At 30.4% G+C, this 17,299-nt stretch carries 13 protein-coding genes; 9 read left to right on the forward strand and 4 right to left on the reverse strand.

Annotation, left to right across the window (positions count from 1 at the left end; genetic code table 11):
* Window positions 1–275 precede the first annotated feature (275 nt).
* The gene (locus EQ921_RS07590; RefSeq protein WP_128152841.1) at window positions 276–1,463 is read right to left on the reverse strand and encodes an OmpA family protein; all 1,188 of its coding nucleotides are present in this window, start codon (window positions 1,461–1,463) and stop codon (window positions 276–278) included.
* A gap of 233 nt (window positions 1,464–1,696) precedes the next feature.
* Window positions 1,697–2,413, reverse strand: coding sequence for a hypothetical protein (locus EQ921_RS07595; protein ID WP_128152840.1), 717 nt, complete (start codon window positions 2,411–2,413; stop codon window positions 1,697–1,699).
* Between the two features lie 883 nt (window positions 2,414–3,296).
* Here EQ921_RS07595 and queG point away from each other — a divergent pair.
* Together queG and priA are read left to right on the forward strand one after the other, a co-directional pair.
* On the forward strand, window positions 3,297–4,223 hold the full coding sequence (gene queG, locus EQ921_RS07600; RefSeq protein ID WP_128331192.1) for a tRNA epoxyqueuosine(34) reductase QueG: 927 nt from the start codon (window positions 3,297–3,299) through the stop codon (window positions 4,221–4,223).
* Between the two features lie 79 nt (window positions 4,224–4,302).
* The gene (gene priA / locus EQ921_RS07605) at window positions 4,303–6,726 is read left to right on the forward strand and encodes a primosomal protein N' (RefSeq protein WP_255424456.1); all 2,424 of its coding nucleotides are present in this window, start codon (window positions 4,303–4,305) and stop codon (window positions 6,724–6,726) included.
* A gap of 49 nt (window positions 6,727–6,775) precedes the next feature.
* Here priA and pdxH read toward each other — a convergent pair whose 3' ends face one another.
* Entirely contained in the window at window positions 6,776–7,423 is a 648-nt protein-coding gene (pdxH, locus tag EQ921_RS07610) for a pyridoxamine 5'-phosphate oxidase (RefSeq protein ID WP_128331194.1), read from the reverse strand.
* Between the two features lie 42 nt (window positions 7,424–7,465).
* Between pdxH and EQ921_RS07615 the strand changes: the two genes are divergently transcribed.
* Together EQ921_RS07615 and EQ921_RS07620 are read left to right on the forward strand one after the other, a co-directional pair.
* Complete coding sequence (locus tag EQ921_RS07615; RefSeq protein ID WP_128152836.1) at window positions 7,466–8,008, forward strand: YqgE/AlgH family protein; 543 nt, start codon at window positions 7,466–7,468, stop codon at window positions 8,006–8,008.
* 140 nt (window positions 8,009–8,148) lie between these two features.
* Window positions 8,149–9,255, forward strand: a complete 1,107-nt coding sequence (locus EQ921_RS07620) for a DNA/RNA non-specific endonuclease (protein ID WP_128152835.1) — start codon at window positions 8,149–8,151, stop codon at window positions 9,253–9,255.
* A 33-nt stretch (window positions 9,256–9,288) separates the two neighbouring features.
* On the opposite strand, the gene EQ921_RS07625 is transcribed toward EQ921_RS07620, so the two are convergent.
* Window positions 9,289–10,374: a M42 family metallopeptidase gene (locus EQ921_RS07625; protein WP_128152834.1), complete on the reverse strand. Its 1,086-nt coding sequence runs from the start codon at window positions 10,372–10,374 to the stop codon at window positions 9,289–9,291.
* 69 nt (window positions 10,375–10,443) lie between these two features.
* Here EQ921_RS07625 and EQ921_RS07630 point away from each other — a divergent pair, with 69 nt between their 5' ends.
* From EQ921_RS07630 to murA, 5 genes are all read left to right on the forward strand, one after another.
* Window positions 10,444–11,127 carry a DUF4294 domain-containing protein gene (locus EQ921_RS07630; RefSeq protein ID WP_128331195.1) on the forward strand — a complete coding sequence of 228 codons (684 nt, stop codon included), beginning with the start codon at window positions 10,444–10,446 and terminating at the stop codon, window positions 11,125–11,127.
* Between the two features lie 123 nt (window positions 11,128–11,250).
* The gene (gene ccsB / locus EQ921_RS07635) at window positions 11,251–14,598 is read left to right on the forward strand and encodes a c-type cytochrome biogenesis protein CcsB (protein ID WP_128331196.1); all 3,348 of its coding nucleotides are present in this window, start codon (window positions 11,251–11,253) and stop codon (window positions 14,596–14,598) included.
* 5 nt (window positions 14,599–14,603) lie between these two features.
* Window positions 14,604–14,999 (forward strand): alternative ribosome rescue aminoacyl-tRNA hydrolase ArfB, encoded by a 396-nt coding sequence (arfB, locus tag EQ921_RS07640; protein WP_128152831.1) that lies wholly within the window; start codon window positions 14,604–14,606, stop codon window positions 14,997–14,999.
* 257 nt (window positions 15,000–15,256) lie between these two features.
* A complete protein-coding gene (locus EQ921_RS07645) occupies window positions 15,257–15,985 on the forward strand; it encodes a DUF4290 domain-containing protein (RefSeq protein ID WP_128331197.1) in 729 nt (242 codons plus the stop codon).
* Window positions 15,985–17,295 (forward strand): UDP-N-acetylglucosamine 1-carboxyvinyltransferase, encoded by a 1,311-nt coding sequence (gene murA / locus EQ921_RS07650; RefSeq protein ID WP_128152829.1) that lies wholly within the window; start codon window positions 15,985–15,987, stop codon window positions 17,293–17,295. Before EQ921_RS07645 ends, murA begins: the two co-directional genes overlap by 1 nt.
* The last annotated feature ends 4 nt before the right edge of the window (window positions 17,296–17,299 follow it).

The raw sequence follows: 17,299 nt of genomic DNA on the forward strand, positions 1-17,299 counted from the left end.
TTATCATGAAATAATTAAAATATATATCAAATATGCCCTGTAAAAGATTCTGTCTGCTCCAAAATTTATATTAAAATTCCGAATACAGTTTTATATTACTATTAAATAAAATATTTAGTTACTTATTAAGATGAATGTTATTATTAAATATTCAGATTACTATAAATTTTAATTAGCAGATGTACTATAAAATTATTATTAAACTAAATTAGTACAATAAAAAAAAGCTATCAATTATTTGATAGCTTTTTTTATTGTATGTGATGTGACTAAATTTATTCAGTAACAGTGATAACAACAACTCTATTCCAGTCATTATTAGGGTAAGGTTGCTCTGTGTCACCTTTCCAAGAAGTACTTATTCTATTTTTAGAAATACCATATTCTTTAACTAATTTGCTTTCTACAGCTTCAGCTCTTTTCTTAGATAAAGCTTTATTGTAAGCAGGAGTACCTGTTTTTTTATCAGCAAGACCTACAATTTGAACAGATGTATTTGAATTGTTTTTTAAGAACTCAGCTACATTGTAAATAACAGCCTCTTGTTTAGCTTCAATAGTGCTACTGTTAATTTCAAACTGTACTGGGTTTGGTACATTTAAAGCTACAGTTGCAGCAGGAGCTTGAACTGGTTTTTGATTATTCAACTGATTTTTAAGTCTTTCGTTTTCTGATGATAAATCATTTAATTGTCTGGTTAAATCATCAACCAAAGAATTATCAGTATTATCAATAACAGTTGTAACTGTTTCAGCTTTTTCAAATTTTTGTTTTCCTCCTAATCCGAAATTGAATCCTAGCATAACTGAACCTATTCCATCCCAGTCTTGTCTGTTATAACCTTTAGTAGTTTTTTCAATTCCTTTAGTAGTTCTTGTATCGAACCTTGCATCGTTAAATTTAGATTGTACTGCCTGACCAGAAATGTCTAAAGTAATAGCAAAACCATCAGTAACTCTAAAAGTATTTAAAAGTCCAGCTGCTACAACAGCACTTTTATATTTGTTAATTTTTTTATGATCAACAGCCATACCTACACCAAGATATGGAATTAGATTGTAAAATCTATTTTCTTTATATCCTGCAACTAAATTAGAAAAATTTAGCATAGCGTCTGCATGAGCAGAAATATAATTACCTGTAGCCATTTTATGTCCCGGATTACTAGCAGCTCCTTTCTCATTAAAAGTATGTTTTCTACCTCCTTGAACAGTAAATCTGGCACCTACTAGTGGTGAAAACCATTTACCTAAACTAGCTGAAGCTCCCCAAGTTAATCTTTCCGCAAGATTAGCTTCGTCTTGTTGAGTATCTCCAAAGTACATTGAAGCTCCTCCGCCTGCATTAGCGAACCAATTGTCCCAAAAACCGTTTGTTTTATAGCCTGCATTAGTTGCACCTTCTTGTGCATACATTCCTAAAGATGTCAGTGCTAAAGAAAAAACCAATATCGTCTTTTTCATATAAATTTAAATAAAAATTGTAGACAAATGTAAATGAAATATTAAATAAAAACAACTTTTTATCTGTAAAATTACTGTTTTTAAAAGAAGATGTTACATATTATAAAGTATCATTTTATTTTATTTAATATAAAAACAATTAAATAGAATAAATTATTTTGCAATAAATCTTTATTTATCAAAATATTAAAACTTAAGAATACTGAAACTTAGTTTTAATTAAATGTTTTATTTTATACTTTAGAATGATATCCAATAAAAGTTACATAATCAAAATAATATAATACCAAATTAATAAAATATCCCACAGGCGTAGAATATAAATAAGAAAGAAAATTCCAATGTACTAAAGATATTCCTGATAGTAAAAACAAAATATAGCAGTTTATTTTATTTAGATAAAGCTTAGAGCCAGTTTTTAGACAGAGATTTGAAAATTTAATAGTTTTTAAACTCAAAAATTCTAAAAACTTTATATCTGCTAAAAAATACATGATTAATGATGAACTAAACCATAAAAATATCCATCTCCCATAATCGCATCCCATTATGCATAGAAATAAAATCCCAGGAAGTTGAAGCAAAAATAGACTTAAAAATAATCTTCCATTTGAAAACTTTGAACTTCTATGAGGTGAAAGATTTAAGATTCTATAAATAAATGCTAATGATATGGAAACAGATAAAAAAATACCTAAAGGTACATAAACCCCAAATGAAAAATGATAGAATGAAGAAAAGAACATTTTTATTCCGGTTGAAAAAGGCCAGCCTAAAGCATTTATAGCCCATCCCTCTGTCATTTCTTTTGAATTATAAGGGAAATTTATTGAGCCCCAGGAGTCCCATATGATCATCCTAATTTTTTCATTACCTTTAAAATATAGACAAGCTAAAATAGAAATAAAATTAGGAAGTAGTAATATCAATGATTTTACCATTGAATTCAAAAACTTACTATTTTGATTAAAATTTATTCTAAATGCTAAAGAAATGATTATTGGAATTAATGCCCAAAAAATATAGCTTTCATGTATTAAGATAGCTAGAATTCCTAAAACGTTTATTAAAAGTAAATTTAATGTAAAATTTATTCTTGTGTTATAAATTAATTGAATGGTTGATATAAAAAACACTATTAATAAACAATCCTTTCTTATTACAAAATCAAAGATTATTGGTCCTCCTAATAAACAGGCGGATAATAACAATATAAATGGTATTTGAAATTTTTTCAAGTAATATAAAAAAAATAAACACACATATACATAAATAATTAAGCAAATCAAAATAACGGTATAATAGGGTTGAATAGAATATTTTTTACTCATAATCAGAAGTATGTGTCCTAATAGACCTCTTCTAACAAATCCTCCTTCATAATTTATTAAAAATTCTGAAATAACCCATGATTCTTTAGTATATCCACTTGATATATTAAAATATAGTGTTAATAATAAACACAAAAGAATTAAAAAATTAAATTTATTTGTAAGCAAGGCGTTTGTTTTATATAATAGTCTATACAAAATTACTAAAATATAACAATATTGAAATAATATATTACAATATTTGCATTAAATATATTATTTATATTCATAATTTAGATTAATTTAATGTGTTTATATCATTTATTTTCAAATAGTTGTACTTAGAATATAAAAGCTAAAAAAAAATATTTTTATATAAATAAATTATAAAAACCTACTATTATTGTTTCGTTCAAATGTTTATTTTATTGTTTAAAAGTTTCTTAATTGATATTTGAAGTTTCTAAAAAGTAAATTTTATTTAAACCTATATGAGTTTTACTTTTGCATATAATTTAAAAAATTGAATAAAGAGGAGTTAACTAAATTTATCAAATCAAAAGCCTTTGAATATTCTTTTTTAGACTGTGGAATATCGAAATCCGGTTTTCTCGAAGAAGAAGCACCTAATTTAGAATTATGGTTAAACAAAGGCTATCAAGGTAAAATGCATTACCTTGAAAAAAATTTTGATAAAAGGTTAAATCCCTCCTTATTAGTTGAAGGTGCAAAATCTGTTATTTCATTTTTATATAATTATTATCCTGAACATAAACAGAACTCAGATACATATAAAATTGCGAAATATGCGTATGGTAAAGATTATCATACAGTCATAAAAGAAAAACTTGGTCAGTTAGTCTTAGAAATTCAAAAACATATTGGAGAATTCACATATAGGGTTTTTACCGATTCAGCACCTGTAATGGAGAGAACTTGGGCAAAAAAGTCAGGTTTAGGTTGGATTGGGAAAAATTCACTGTTGCTATCTAAACAAAAAGGATCTTTTTTCTTTTTAGCTGAGATAATTTGTGATTTAGAGCTTGAGTATGATTATCCACTTAAAACAGATCATTGTGGGAGCTGCACCCGTTGCATAGATGCTTGTCCTACTCAGGCAATTGTTAAAAATGGAGTTATAGATGCAAATAAATGTATTTCATATCTTACCATTGAACTGAAAGACCAAATCCCAGAAGAATTTAAAGGTAAAATGCAGGATTGGATTTTTGGATGTGATGTATGTCAGGATGTTTGTCCTTGGAATAGATTTTCAAAACAGCATTCGGAGCCTCAATTTGAACCACCTCCGGAATTACTTCATTTTACTCGTAAAGATTGGCAGGATTTACAACAAGAAGCTTTTAGTAATCTTTTTAAAGGATCTGCTGTCAAAAGAACAAAATTTACAGGTTTTAAGAGAAATATTGATTTTAATAAAGATGAGTAATAGTTGGAAAAGCTTCTAACCGGAAGTTTAAAAACTACCTATAAAATTGTATCTTTGATCTCTTAAAAATTTAAAAATATTGAAATTTGCTAATGTTATCATTCCTTTATCCATAGATGGAGTTTTTACTTATCAGATACCTGATGAGTTAAAGGATGATATTTGCGTGGGACAACGAGTAGTGGTTCCTTTTGGAGGAAAAAAATTATATACTGCAATAGTTGAAGAAATACATAATCGAAAACCAGAACTTTACAAAACCAAGGAAATTTACTCTATATTAGAAGATTATCCCATGGTAATGTCTCAACAAATATCTTTTTGGAAATGGATTTCAGAATATTATTTATGTTCTTTAGGAGACGTGTACCGTAATGCATTTCCTTCAGCTCTTAAATTGGAAAGCGAAACATTTATAAGAAAGACTATAAAAGAGATTCCCTGGGAAGAATTAGATGAAAAAGAAACTTTTGTTATGCAGAGCCTGGAAATCAAAACCTCTATTAATTTAAAAGAGGTTGAAGCATTTCTTGCAAAAAAATATATCATACCAACTATAAGATCTTTATATGACAAAAATCTTTTAGAATTAGATGAACAGGTTATTGAAAAATACAAACCAAAAAAAATTACTTATCTTCAGCTAAACCCGGATTTTGATAATGCAGAAATATTTAAAAATGCACTTGCTGAAATTGATAGAGCCCCTAAACAAAGGGAAGCATTTTTGTTTTTTATCCAAATACAACAACAAAGAACCACTTATATTGAAAAAAAAGAATTAGTTGATAAATATTCACAAACAGTTGTAAAAGGTTTAGTTGAAAAACATTTTTTAGAAGAGTTTCAATTGCAAAAAGATAGAATGGAAGAATATGATGATAATATTGAAGATGCTTTCCAACTTTCTGAAGCGCAAACAAAATCATTACAGGAAATTGAGGAACAGTTTCAAAAATTTTCTACCGTAGTATTACATGGAATAACTGGTTCAGGTAAAACAGAACTATACTTTCAGCTGATTGAAAAACAAATTTCTGAAAATAAGAACTCTTTATTATTACTTCCTGAAATATCGATAACTACTCAGTTGGTAGGTAAAATACAGAAAAGATTTGGAGATGAAGTAGGTATTTATCATTCTAAACTTAGTCAGAACGAAAGGGTAGAAATTTGGAAAAATACCCTGAATAACAAATATAAAATTATTATAGGAGTTCGATCTGCAATTTTTTTACCTTTAAGTCAATTAGGTTTAATAATTGTTGATGAAGAACATGACAGTTCATATAAGCAAAACGATACAAGACCTTATTATCAAGCCAGAGATTGTGTTCAGATATTGGCAAAACAAAATAAATCAAAAATTCTTTTAGGCTCAGCAACTCCTTCAATGGAAAGTTTTTATAATCATGAGTTAGGGAAATTTGGTTGGGTTGAATTAAAAGAGCGTTTTGGTAAAATAAATTTACCGGAAACGGAAATGATTTCTTTAAAAAAACCGACTGTTTCTCCCAATATCTCATTAGAATTAAACGAAGAAATAAAAAAAAATCTGGAACAAAAACACCAGATTATATTATTTCACAATAGAAGAGGATTTTCTCCCATTTTGGAATGCAACAGTTGTGGTCATTCTCCAAGTTGCCCAAATTGTGATGTTTCACTGACTTACCATAAAGCAACTTCTGCATTAAGATGCCATTATTGTGGATATTCTATGGCATTACCCAATCGTTGTCCAAATTGTCACTCTCATTCGTTAGAAACAAAGGGTATTGGTACTCAGCAAATTGAGGAAGAAATTAAAATTCTTTTTCCTGAAGCGCGCGTAGCCAGAATGGATGTGGATACAATGAAGAAAAAACATGCGTATGAAATTTTATTTGAAAAAATGTTTTTGCATGAAATAGATATATTAATTGGTACTCAGATGGTTACCAAAGGTTTGGATTTTGCATCTGTACAACTGGTTGGAGTTATCCGAGCAGATTCTTTGCTTAATTTACCCAGTTTCAGAGCAGAAGAAAAAGCAATTCAGTTATTAACTCAGGTGAGTGGGAGAGCGGGTAGAAGAAAACAAGGGAAAGTACTTATACAGTCTTTTGAACCTGAAAATCCTTTTTATCTCTTTGTTAAAGAAAATAATTACGAGCTGGCAAAAGAAGCTATTTTACAGGATAGAAAAGAGTTTTTTTATCCACCCTATTTCAGGTTAATCGAAATAACATTTAAACATAAAAAACAGGAAAGAGTAAAAAATGTAGCTACGATTACAGGAGAATATTTAAGGAATTATATACAGGATCCATATATTTTGGGCCCGGAAGAAGGCCTTATACCTCGTATAAACAATCAATATATTTATAAATTATTAATTAAACATCCGTCAAATAAATCAACAAGAAATATTAAAACATATATTAAAGATATAATTGAAAAACTAATGCAGATTCAAGCATATCGATCCGTCAAAATTGATATAGATGTAGACCCTGTATAATTGGATTAATAGTTTTTTAGTATAAGTTAAATCATAAATTAATCATTTTTTATGGAGCTAGTCTGCTAACCACCCATTCACCATCCGTATTCAATTCATAAATAATTCGATCATGCAACCGATTGGGTCTTCCCTGCCAAAATTCTATTTGATTAGGTTTTACTAAGTATCCACCCCAATTTTCAGGACGTGTAAGTTCTTCTAAATGTTTTGTACTATTATCTAGATCTGAAAGTTTGTTTTCTAAGTATTCCCGATTGGGTATTACTTTGCTTTGCGGAGATGCCATAGCTCCCAATTGACTTCCGCGGGGGCGGGAATGAAAATAACCATCGGAAAGATTTTCAGCAAGTTTTTCTGCTTTACCATTAATAATAATTTGTTTTTCTAATACATCCCAAAAAAAATGCAAGCAGACTTGTGGGTTTTCAAGTATAGCTTTACCCTTTCTACTTAAATAATTGGTATAAAAAATAAACCCTTCCCAGGTAAATTGCTTTAAAAGAACCATTCGTGAACGAGGGATTAAATTATTTTCTATAGTGGTAATACACATGGCATTAGGTTCCGAGATTAAAGAACTGTTTTCAGCCATAAAATACCAGTCTCTAAACATTTCTATAGGGTTTTCTTTTAACTCAGATTCAAGCAAATAACCTGAATTATACACTTTTCTTTTATCAGATAGATCTTCCATAATGAAAAAATATGTAATTTTAGGATGTAAATTAAGTATACAATGAACTACAAAGGTAAATTATTAATTGCAAAACCTATTTTGAATGATTCCTTTTTTTCCAAAACTGTAATTTATATAACAGATTATGAAGAGAAAAGAGGGGCTGTAGGTTTTGTCCTTAATAAGACATACGAAAAAAAACTATCTGATTTAATTCCGGATGTTGAAACAGATATGACAGTATACGTAGGAGGGCCGGTTAATCAGGATCATTTATTTGTAATACATTCGCGTCCAGACGTAATACAAGGAGGAGTATCCATTAATGAGGATTTTTTCTGGTCAGGAGATTATGAGCAAATTAAAAATGCAGTTAACGACAAATTAATTAAAGAAGAAGAAATAAGATTTTTTCTGGGTTATTCCGGATGGGGGAAAAGACAATTAGAAGGAGAATTAAACAGAGAAGATTGGCTTGTAACAGATAGTGAAAAAGTTAATATACTAAAATGGGATGAGAATATTTGGAAAAATCAATTAATTAAGATTGATAAAACAAATATTATTTGGGTTAACTCACCCGCTAATCCTGAATTGAACTGAAATATTAATTTTTGATTAATTTTTTTATTGTAAATAATTGTCAAACAGATATCCTGAAATAAATCATAAGCATTTAATAAATAAGTTAAATTATTAACAAAAATAAATTTATATATTGCTACATAATAAGTATAACTATTATGAGAAATATATATTATGTAATTTTTTCTTTAATAATTCTGATTTCATCATCGGTGTATCAAAGTTGCTCATCAAGTGATGATGGACAAAATGAAACTGATAATTTTTCCATTTCATTATCTACTGTAAATATATCTTCTATTGCTACAACGGTAAAATTAAATATAACCACAACGCAACAGTGGTATATAACCGTTGATGAAAAAGACAGAACTTGGGTTTCATTTTCAGCAGATCAAGGGGTAGGTAACTCAACAGTTAATATATCAGTAGATGCAAACAGTACATCAGAAAGCAGGAGTGCTATTATATCAGTTTCAAACGGATCTAATGATTTAAAAGTACGTTTAACCCAAGAGCCGAATCCGGGAACAGATACGGGAAATTTAGGTTGGGTAGAATTGCCTGAAAGAAAAAATTTAACAAACACAATGTTTGTAAGGCATTCTTTACCAGATAATCCGACCATTCGTAACTATTCAATGTTATATGATACAGAACAAAAGGTTGCTTATTGGGTGGCATATCCCATGCACTCATCTTATATAGGAAGCTCTGGTCGAACAGATGCCTGGGATTTTGATCCAAATATATCTCAAAGTCAACAAGCTTCTTTGTTTAAAGGTATTTCTGGTTATGACAGAGGGCATCAGATACCGAGTGCAGATAGGACAAGTTCAAAAAATAATAACAAAACGACTTTTTATTTTTCAAATATGACTCCCCAAAATAAGGATCTTAATCAAAAGTTGTGGGCAAATCTTGAAAATAAAGTACGAACCTGGACTTACCAATGCGATACATTGTATGTAGTTACAGGTGCTATGATTACATCATCCACAGACTCAAAAATCAATTATGCGTATGATAATAATAAAAATAAAATAGCAATTCCCAAATATTATTTTAAAGCTTTACTCAAAAGAACCAAAAATAATTTTACTTCAATTGCATATAAAATGGATAATGTTTCACCAACAAATAACACAAATTTTAAACTTTATCAGCTCACAGTAAAAGAGTTAGAAGATTTAACAAATTTTGTATTCTTTCCAAAAATAGCAGAAGAAATTAAAAATTCCATAGATGAAAATCAATGGAAATAAAAAAAAGGAGCTGTAATAAGCTCCCTTTTATTTTTATAAGTATTTAAAACTTTGTTCGTTTTTAATATTTTTCAAAGAATAATAAATCATTTTAATAACGTTTTCCACATCATTTTTATGAACCATTTCTACTGTAGTGTGCATATAGCGCAAAGGAAGGGATATAAGAGCTGAAGGAATTCCACCGTTGGAATAGGCAAACGCATCAGTATCTGTTCCGGTTACACGGCTACAGGCATTCCTTTGAAAAGGAATATTATTTTTTTCAGAAGATTCAATAATCAGTTCCCGTAAATTATTTTGAATTGCTGGTGCATAAGATATTACAGGACCACTACCACATTTTATTTCCCCATGTTTCTTTTTATCTATCATAGGTGTTGTAGTATCATGAGTTACGTCTGTAACAATAGCAACATCGGGTTTAATTGTCTGAGTAATCATTTCAGCTCCTCTAAGTCCTACTTCTTCCTGAACTGAATTTGTTATATATAAACCGTAACTAAGTTTATCATTATTTTCTTTAAGTAAACGGGCTACTTCAGCAATCATAAATCCACCCACACGATTGTCTAATGCCCGGCAAACAAAATAGGAATCATTCAAAATGAAAAATTCATCTGGGTAAGTTATAATACACCCAACATGGATTCCTAAATCTTCCACTTCTTTTTTAGAAGAAGCACCGCAGTCAACCCATATAGTTTCTACCTTAGGAGCTTCCTCAACCCCAGTATAATTTCTTGTATGAATTGCTGGCCAACCAAAAACACCTTCAACCAATCCTTTTTTAGTATGTATGTTTACTTTTTTAGAAGGAGCTATCATATGATCAGAACCTCCATTTCTGACAACATAGATCAAACCTTCCTCAGTAATATAATTAACAAACCAGGATATTTCATCTGCATGAGCCTCTATAACTACTTTGTATTTTGCTTTAGGATTTATGACCCCATAAGCGGTACCATAATTATCTGTTTGAATAACATCTACATAAGGTTTGATGTAATCTATCCATACTTTTTGACCTTCACTTTCAGCACCGGTTGGAGATGGAGTATTGAGATATTTTTCTAAAAATTTTATCGATTTTTTATTTATTATACTATCTTTCATCAGAGTTGTAATAATTTATTTCTACAAAAATAGTAAATTTGGGAATAATTTTTGTGTATTTTCTTTTTAATGAAACTCACTGTATTAATAAAGGTTTTCTTTTTATTTATTTTCAGCTTATATAAAGCACAGGAAGTTTTACCGCTATCTGAAAATCAAGATTCAATATCTAATTATTCCTTCGATCCTGAAAAAATTATTAAAGAAGAAGCGACAGATTTTAAATCATATGAAGATAGTATATCTATTGATCTTAAATTAATTAATGTCTCAAGCCTTCCAAAATTTAACAATCAATTAGACAGATACCAGTATAATCGATTAAAAAAGAAAGTATACAATCTATACCCCTATTTGGAATTAGCCGTAAAAGAATACAATAACTTACAAGATTCAATTAAGTTAGATAATAATAGTTCTGATTTTAAAAAATATATAAAAAAAAGGCAGAAGGAACTTTCAGAAAAATACGAAATACAATTGAAGAAATTAACAAAGTCTGAAGGTAAAATTTTTTCTAAACTCATGTACAGATCTACAGGTAAAAGTGTTTATGACATTATTAAAGAATTAAAAAACGGATGGTCTGCATTTTGGTGGAATGCTAAAGCAGGAGCATTTGATATAGATTTAAAAGAACCTTTTGATCCTTATCATATCAGAGATGATGCTTATGTTGAATCTATACTGATAAGAGCCTACGAATTTGGTGATTTAAAACCAATTGTAGGATCAAAAAACCAAATTCAATAAAAGTAAGAATGACAGCTATAATTTAGAACAATCCTAACTTCCATCTTTTTTATTACAAACATTTTGCTATCGAATATACTTAATGTATTTTTGACAGATTTTAATTACAAGGGTAAATAAATTATGAAGAAAATTCTTGCTCTATTATTTTCTACGAAAACAACAGCAGTTATGCTTGTTATCTATGCGGTATCAATGGCTTGTGCCACCTTCGTTGAGAATGACTACGGTACACCTACAGCCAAAGCACTAATATATAATGCCAAATGGTTTGAGTTAGTAATGCTGATACTTATTTTAAATTTTATTGGAAATATGCAAAAATATCAGTTGTGGAAACTTAAAAAATGGCCGATTCTCGTTTTTCACCTTGCATTTATTTTCATTTTTATTGGCGGTGCAATTACTCGTTACATTAGCTATGAAGGAACTATGCACATTCGTCAAGGTGAGAAAAGTAATGAAGTAATTTCAGAGGCAACATTTTTTAAAGTTCAAATAGCCAATGCACAAGGAGAAACAAGAGCTTATCAAGATGTACCCTTTACACTGACCTCAAAAAATATTCCCATACTGTTAAAACCTTTTCAAAAAGATTTTAAAGCTCAATACGATTTTTACGGAAAGAAAGTCAGAGTTAAAACTATTGACTATATACCTAGGGCACAGGATTCCGTTCAATTTTCTAATACTGGAAAACCCATTCTTCACATTGTAACTATTGGTGAAGGGGGAAGAGAAAACGTGTATATAGAAGAAGGTTCAGCAAGACAGGTTCAAAATGCAACCATTAGTTTCAATGCACCCATGCCTCAAGCTATTAATATAACCATAAAAAATGGTGAGATGTCACTTACCTCGCCTATGATGGGTAGACGCTTAATTATGGCAACACAAGAAGAAGTAGCTGTTGATGGAGAAGATAAAATCCAACAGTTACATTTAGCGAGTTTATATCAGTTTCCCAATGCAAGTTTTGTTGTTCCCCAGCCACCCAAACAAGGTAAAATTATATATTTTGAAGGAGATAAAAATAAAAACCAGAGTTCCCCTGATTTAATATTTATGGAAGTTTCAACTGATAAAGAAACCCAAAATATTTCATTTTATGGTAAAAAAGGAATGACTGGAGTTCAAAAGCAGGTTTTATTAGACAACTTACTAGTTTCAGTAGGATATGGAGCTAAAATATATAAAACAGAACCATTCTATTTGAAACTGGATGAATTTATCATGGAACGATATCCGGGAAGTAATAGTCCCTCTTCTTACGAATCTAAAGTTTCAATAATTGATGAAGGTAAAGAAACTCCTTACAAAATATACATGAATCATATTCTTAATTATAAAGGATATCGTTTTTTCCAGTCTAGCTTTGATCAGGATTTAAAAGGAACCATTCTTTCCGTTAATCACGATTTCTGGGGGACTACTGTGACTTATATAGGATATGCTTTACTTATTTTAGGAATGTTTGTTACCCTATTTTGGAAAGGGACACGTTTCTGGAAATTAAATGATCAATTGAAAAAGATTTCACAAAATAAGAAAACATACCTAATTTTATTACTGTTAAGTAGTTTATTATTATCTTCTCAGACCATAGATATGCATGGAACAGAAGATGGAAAAATAAAAAAAGAAACAGTTATAAAAAATTCTAACGATACTCATGTTCATTCTGATGGAACCGTACATAGTAACAATGAAATTTATACTCCCGAAGTAGAACCTACAGCAGAAAATGCTCACAACCATCCTAAACAGGAAAAAAGTTCTTCAATTCCGGCAACACCGTTGGATCCGAAAATCTTTGCAGAAAGCATTAAAATACCCAAAGAACATTCGGATGAATTTGGTTCACTTTTAGTTCAGTCATTTGATGGAAGAATTGAACCTGTAAATACATTAGCACTTGAAATACTAAGAAAACTACATAAAAGCAATAATTTCTATAATCTGGATGCAAACCAGTTTTTAATATCTATATCTATAGATCCTATGAGTTGGGCGCAAGTTCCTTTAATAAAAATAGGTAACAGGGGCGGAGATGAGCTCAAAAAACGTGTTAAAGCTGATGATGAAGGGTATACAACTCTAATTAACTTATATCCTGCAGGTTCAGATGGAAATCCACGATTTATTTTAGAAGAAGATTTCAAAAAAGCCTTTGCTAAAAAACCGGCAGATCAATCCAATTATGATAAAGAAGTAATTGAAATTAATGATAAGTTACAAGTAATGGAAGCATTAATAGCTGGTTTGTACTTACGTTTTATTCCTCTACAAAATGATCCGAATCATACCTGGACTTCGTGGATAACTTCAGACTTTAAGGAAAATGATATTGCTTTAGATCTGATAGGAGGTTACTTCAAATCAGTAATTAGTGCTGAAGAAACAGGAAATTGGGGAACTGCAGATAAACAGCTTCAGGTTGTTTCAGAATATCAGCATAAATGGGGAGGACAAGTGATTCCTTCTGACGCTAAAGTGAAATGGGAGATTAGATACAACAACTGGGATGTATTTTTTAAGATGATGATTTTGTATGCTATCGTTGGTACATTGTTGCTAATAGTAGCTTTTGCAAAACTATTTTTGACAAAGCTGAAAACCATTTCAATTTTTGAGTACATATTGCTTGGAATTATATTTATAGGATTTATTATACATGGTCTTGGATTAGGAGTTCGGTGGTTTGTATCCGGACATGAACCTTGGTCTAATGGATATGAAGCTGTTATGTTTATAAGCTGGATAGGAGTATTAGCCGGATTTTTACTTTATAAAAACCGCAACGGATTTATTCCGGCTGCAGGATGTTTGGTAGCAGTAATTTTAATGGGATTTGCACATGGTGGAGACCAGATGAATCCGCAGATTACTCCGCTGGTTCCGGTATTAAAATCGTATTGGCTGATGATACACGTGGCAGTAATTACCTCTAGCTACGGTTTTTTTGGACTGAGTGCACTCATAGGAACTGTTGTATTACTCTTATTTATAATTAATAACAAGAGAATATCACACAAAGTAGAAGATTCAATAAGAGAATTAACTATTGTAAACGAAATATCTTTAACCATTGGTATATTTCTTTTAACTATAGGTACATTTTTAGGAGGTATTTGGGCAAATGAAAGTTGGGGGCGTTATTGGAGTTGGGATCCCAAAGAAACCTGGGCCTTTATTTCCGTTATTATTTATGCTGTTGTATTGCATTTAAGATTAGTTCCCGGTTGGAGAGGCAGATATATTTTCAACTTACTTTCCCTACTTGCATTTTCTTCAGTTATTATGACTTATTTTGGTGTTAACTATTATTTATCCGGTCTTCATTCCTATGCACAAGGTGATCCGGTTCCAATACCTTTATGGGTGTATATTGTTATAGTAATCGTAATTATTTTGGCTATAGTTTCATATATATTGCATAATCGAAACTTCAAAGAAGTAAAAAAAGTTTAATACAAATGCGTAATTTCAGTTCAGAAATAAAGTACAGGACAGCACGAAGCGGAGGAAAGGGAGGTCAAAACGTTAATAAAGTTGAGACAATGGTAGAAGCTATATGGATTGTAAAAAATTCCCTGTTTTTTTCCGAAGAAGAGAAAGAGCGTATTCATTTAAAATTGGTTAACCGCATTAATAAAGATGGCGAATTATTAGTAAGAAGCTCTGAAAGCAGATCGCAATTGGAGAATAAAGAAATAGCAACAAAAAAAATCATTGAGCTTGTAGATGTATCTCTTTATATACCTAAAAGCAGAAGACCTTCCAGAAGAACCAAATCATCTATTGAGAAAAGGCTTTCTTTCAAGAAAAAAGTTTCTGAAATAAAAAAGTTAAGAAATAAAAATAATTGGTAGTTGAATGCCTTTTACATAATTGCAGATAAAAAAAAATCTTTTTCAATAAATTCGGGAATTATCTTTACATTTGTAAGTTATGTACTGACAGATATAGCTCTTCAAAACTTACAAAAGTCAATACTATAAGACAGACTTTGTCTTTCTACTTGAAAGATATATTATAAAGTGAAACATAATTGATAAAATTCTACTGATAATTTTAATAGAGAATATTATCAGTTTTAAAATATTTATTTACTATACAGATTAAAAGAATGGAGTACAATACTCAAAGAAAAAAATTAATTATTCCGGAATACGGAAGACATATTCAACAGTTAGTCGATCATTGTCTGACTATTGAAAAAGATGAAGAGAGAAATAAATTCGCAAGATCTATAATAGAAGTAATGGGAGATTTAAATCCACATTTAAGGGATGTTCCCGATTTTCAACACAAGTTGTGGGATCAGCTCTTTATAATGTCTGAATTTAAGTTGCAAGTTGAATCTCCGTATCCCATACCTACACATGCCGAATTAAACGTTCCTCCAAAAAAAATGGAATATCCGGCAAACGAATCCAAATACAGATATTACGGAACAAATGTTAAAAAAATGATTGATGTTGCCAGAACATGGGAAGATGGTGATATGAAAGACGGGTTAAAATATGCCATTGCCAATCAAATGAAAAAAAATTACCTGAAGTGGAATAAAGATCAGGTAGAAGATGAAGTGATATTCAATCATTTAGAAGAATTATCAGATGGGAATCTTAAAGCCAATGAAGGAGAATCTTTAATGCATGTAGTTATTCAGAATAATCATAATAGCTATAGTAACAACAATTCCAGTTATTCTAATAATAAAAATAAGAACAGAAATAACAATAATAATAATAATAATAATAATAATAACAGGAATAATAACACTAATAACAATAACTACAAAAATAAAAACAAGAATAATAACAACAATTATTTAAAAAAAAATAATAAGTAATGAATACGTTTCAGATTGTCGGAGGTAAGAAACTTTCCGGCGATTTTTATCCTCAGGGTGCAAAAAACGAAGCTTTACAAGTAATCTGTGCAGTTTTATTAACATCCGAACCTGTTAGAATTAAAAATATTCCGGAAATTCAGGATGTTCTTAAACTGATTGAAATATTAAAAACTGTAGGTGTAAAAGTATCCCGAAATGCCAAAGGTGACTATACATTTTGTTCTAATGGAATAGACTTTGACTTTTTAAAAAGTAAAGAATTTCGTAAAAATGGTGCTCAGTTAAGAGGATCAATTATGTTGCTGGGACCATTATTGGGAAGATTCAAAGAAGCCTACATACCAATACCGGGAGGCGATAAAATTGGTCGTAGAAGACTGGACACACATTTTCAAGGTTTCATAAGTTTAGGAGCTAAGTTTGAATACGATGATGATGAAAAATTTTATTCAGTTACAGCCGATGAACTGAAAGGAAGTTATATGCTTTTAGAAGAAGCATCTGTAACAGGTACTGCAAACGTAGTTATGGCATCAATTTTAGCAAAAGGTCAAACGCAAATATACAATGCAGCCTGCGAACCCTATATACAGCAATTATGCAAAATGCTCAATTCAATGGGTGCAAAAATTGAAGGTATTGGTTCTAATCTTCTCACGATACAGGGAGTAACAGAACTTAAAGGTACCGAGCACACCATACTTCCTGATATGATAGAAATTGGAAGTATCATCGGTTTGGCAGCAATGACTAAATCTGAGATTACCATAAAAGATGTTAGCTGGGAAAACTTAGGGAACATACCAGATACATTCAGGCGGTTAGGGATTGAAATAAATAGGAAAGGCGATGATATGCATATCCCTGAACAAGAGCATTACAAAATCCAAAATTTTATTGATGGCTCTATACTTACCATTTCAGATGCCCCCTGGCCAGGTTTTACCCCAGATTTATTAAGCATTGTATTGGTAGTTGCTACTCAGGCTAAAGGTAGTGTTCTGATTCATCAGAAAATGTTTGAAAGCAGACTCTTTTTTGTAGATAAATTAATTGATATGGGAGCTCAGATAATACTATGTGATCCGCATAGAGCTACTGTTATAGGTTTAAATCAGGAAGCTCCTTTACGAGCAACTATGATGACATCTCCCGATATACGTGCCGGCATCGCTTTACTAATAGCTGCTATGTCAGCCAAAGGTACAAGTCAGATACATAATATTTATCAGATTGACAGAGGATATGAAAATATTGATGAACGCTTAAAAGCTTTAGGAGCAGATATTCAGAGAATAAAAGTCTAATAGT

This window comes from Apibacter sp. HY039, from assembly GCF_004023655.1.
Classification (GTDB): domain Bacteria; phylum Bacteroidota; class Bacteroidia; order Flavobacteriales; family Weeksellaceae; genus Apibacter; species Apibacter raozihei.

Excerpts from the sequence above, each read along its gene's own strand:
- EQ921_RS07645 (WP_128331197.1), top strand. The coding sequence starts at position 15,257 with ATGGAGTACAATACTCAAAGAAAAAAATTAATTATTCCGGAATACGGA.
- arfB (WP_128152831.1), top strand. The coding sequence starts at position 14,604 with ATGCGTAATTTCAGTTCAGAAATAAAGTACAGGACAGCACGAAGCGGA.
- EQ921_RS07615 (WP_128152836.1), top strand. The coding sequence starts at position 7,466 with ATGAACTACAAAGGTAAATTATTAATTGCAAAACCTATTTTGAATGAT.
- EQ921_RS07625 (WP_128152834.1), bottom strand. The coding sequence starts at position 10,374 with ATGAAAGATAGTATAATAAATAAAAAATCGATAAAATTTTTAGAAAAA.
- pdxH (WP_128331194.1), bottom strand. The coding sequence starts at position 7,423 with ATGGAAGATCTATCTGATAAAAGAAAAGTGTATAATTCAGGTTATTTG.
- EQ921_RS07630 (WP_128331195.1), top strand. The coding sequence starts at position 10,444 with ATGAAACTCACTGTATTAATAAAGGTTTTCTTTTTATTTATTTTCAGC.
- EQ921_RS07620 (WP_128152835.1), top strand. The coding sequence starts at position 8,149 with ATGAGAAATATATATTATGTAATTTTTTCTTTAATAATTCTGATTTCA.
- ccsB (WP_128331196.1), top strand. The coding sequence starts at position 11,251 with ATGAAGAAAATTCTTGCTCTATTATTTTCTACGAAAACAACAGCAGTT.
- murA (WP_128152829.1), top strand. The coding sequence starts at position 15,985 with ATGAATACGTTTCAGATTGTCGGAGGTAAGAAACTTTCCGGCGATTTT.
- EQ921_RS07590 (WP_128152841.1), bottom strand. The coding sequence starts at position 1,463 with ATGAAAAAGACGATATTGGTTTTTTCTTTAGCACTGACATCTTTAGGA.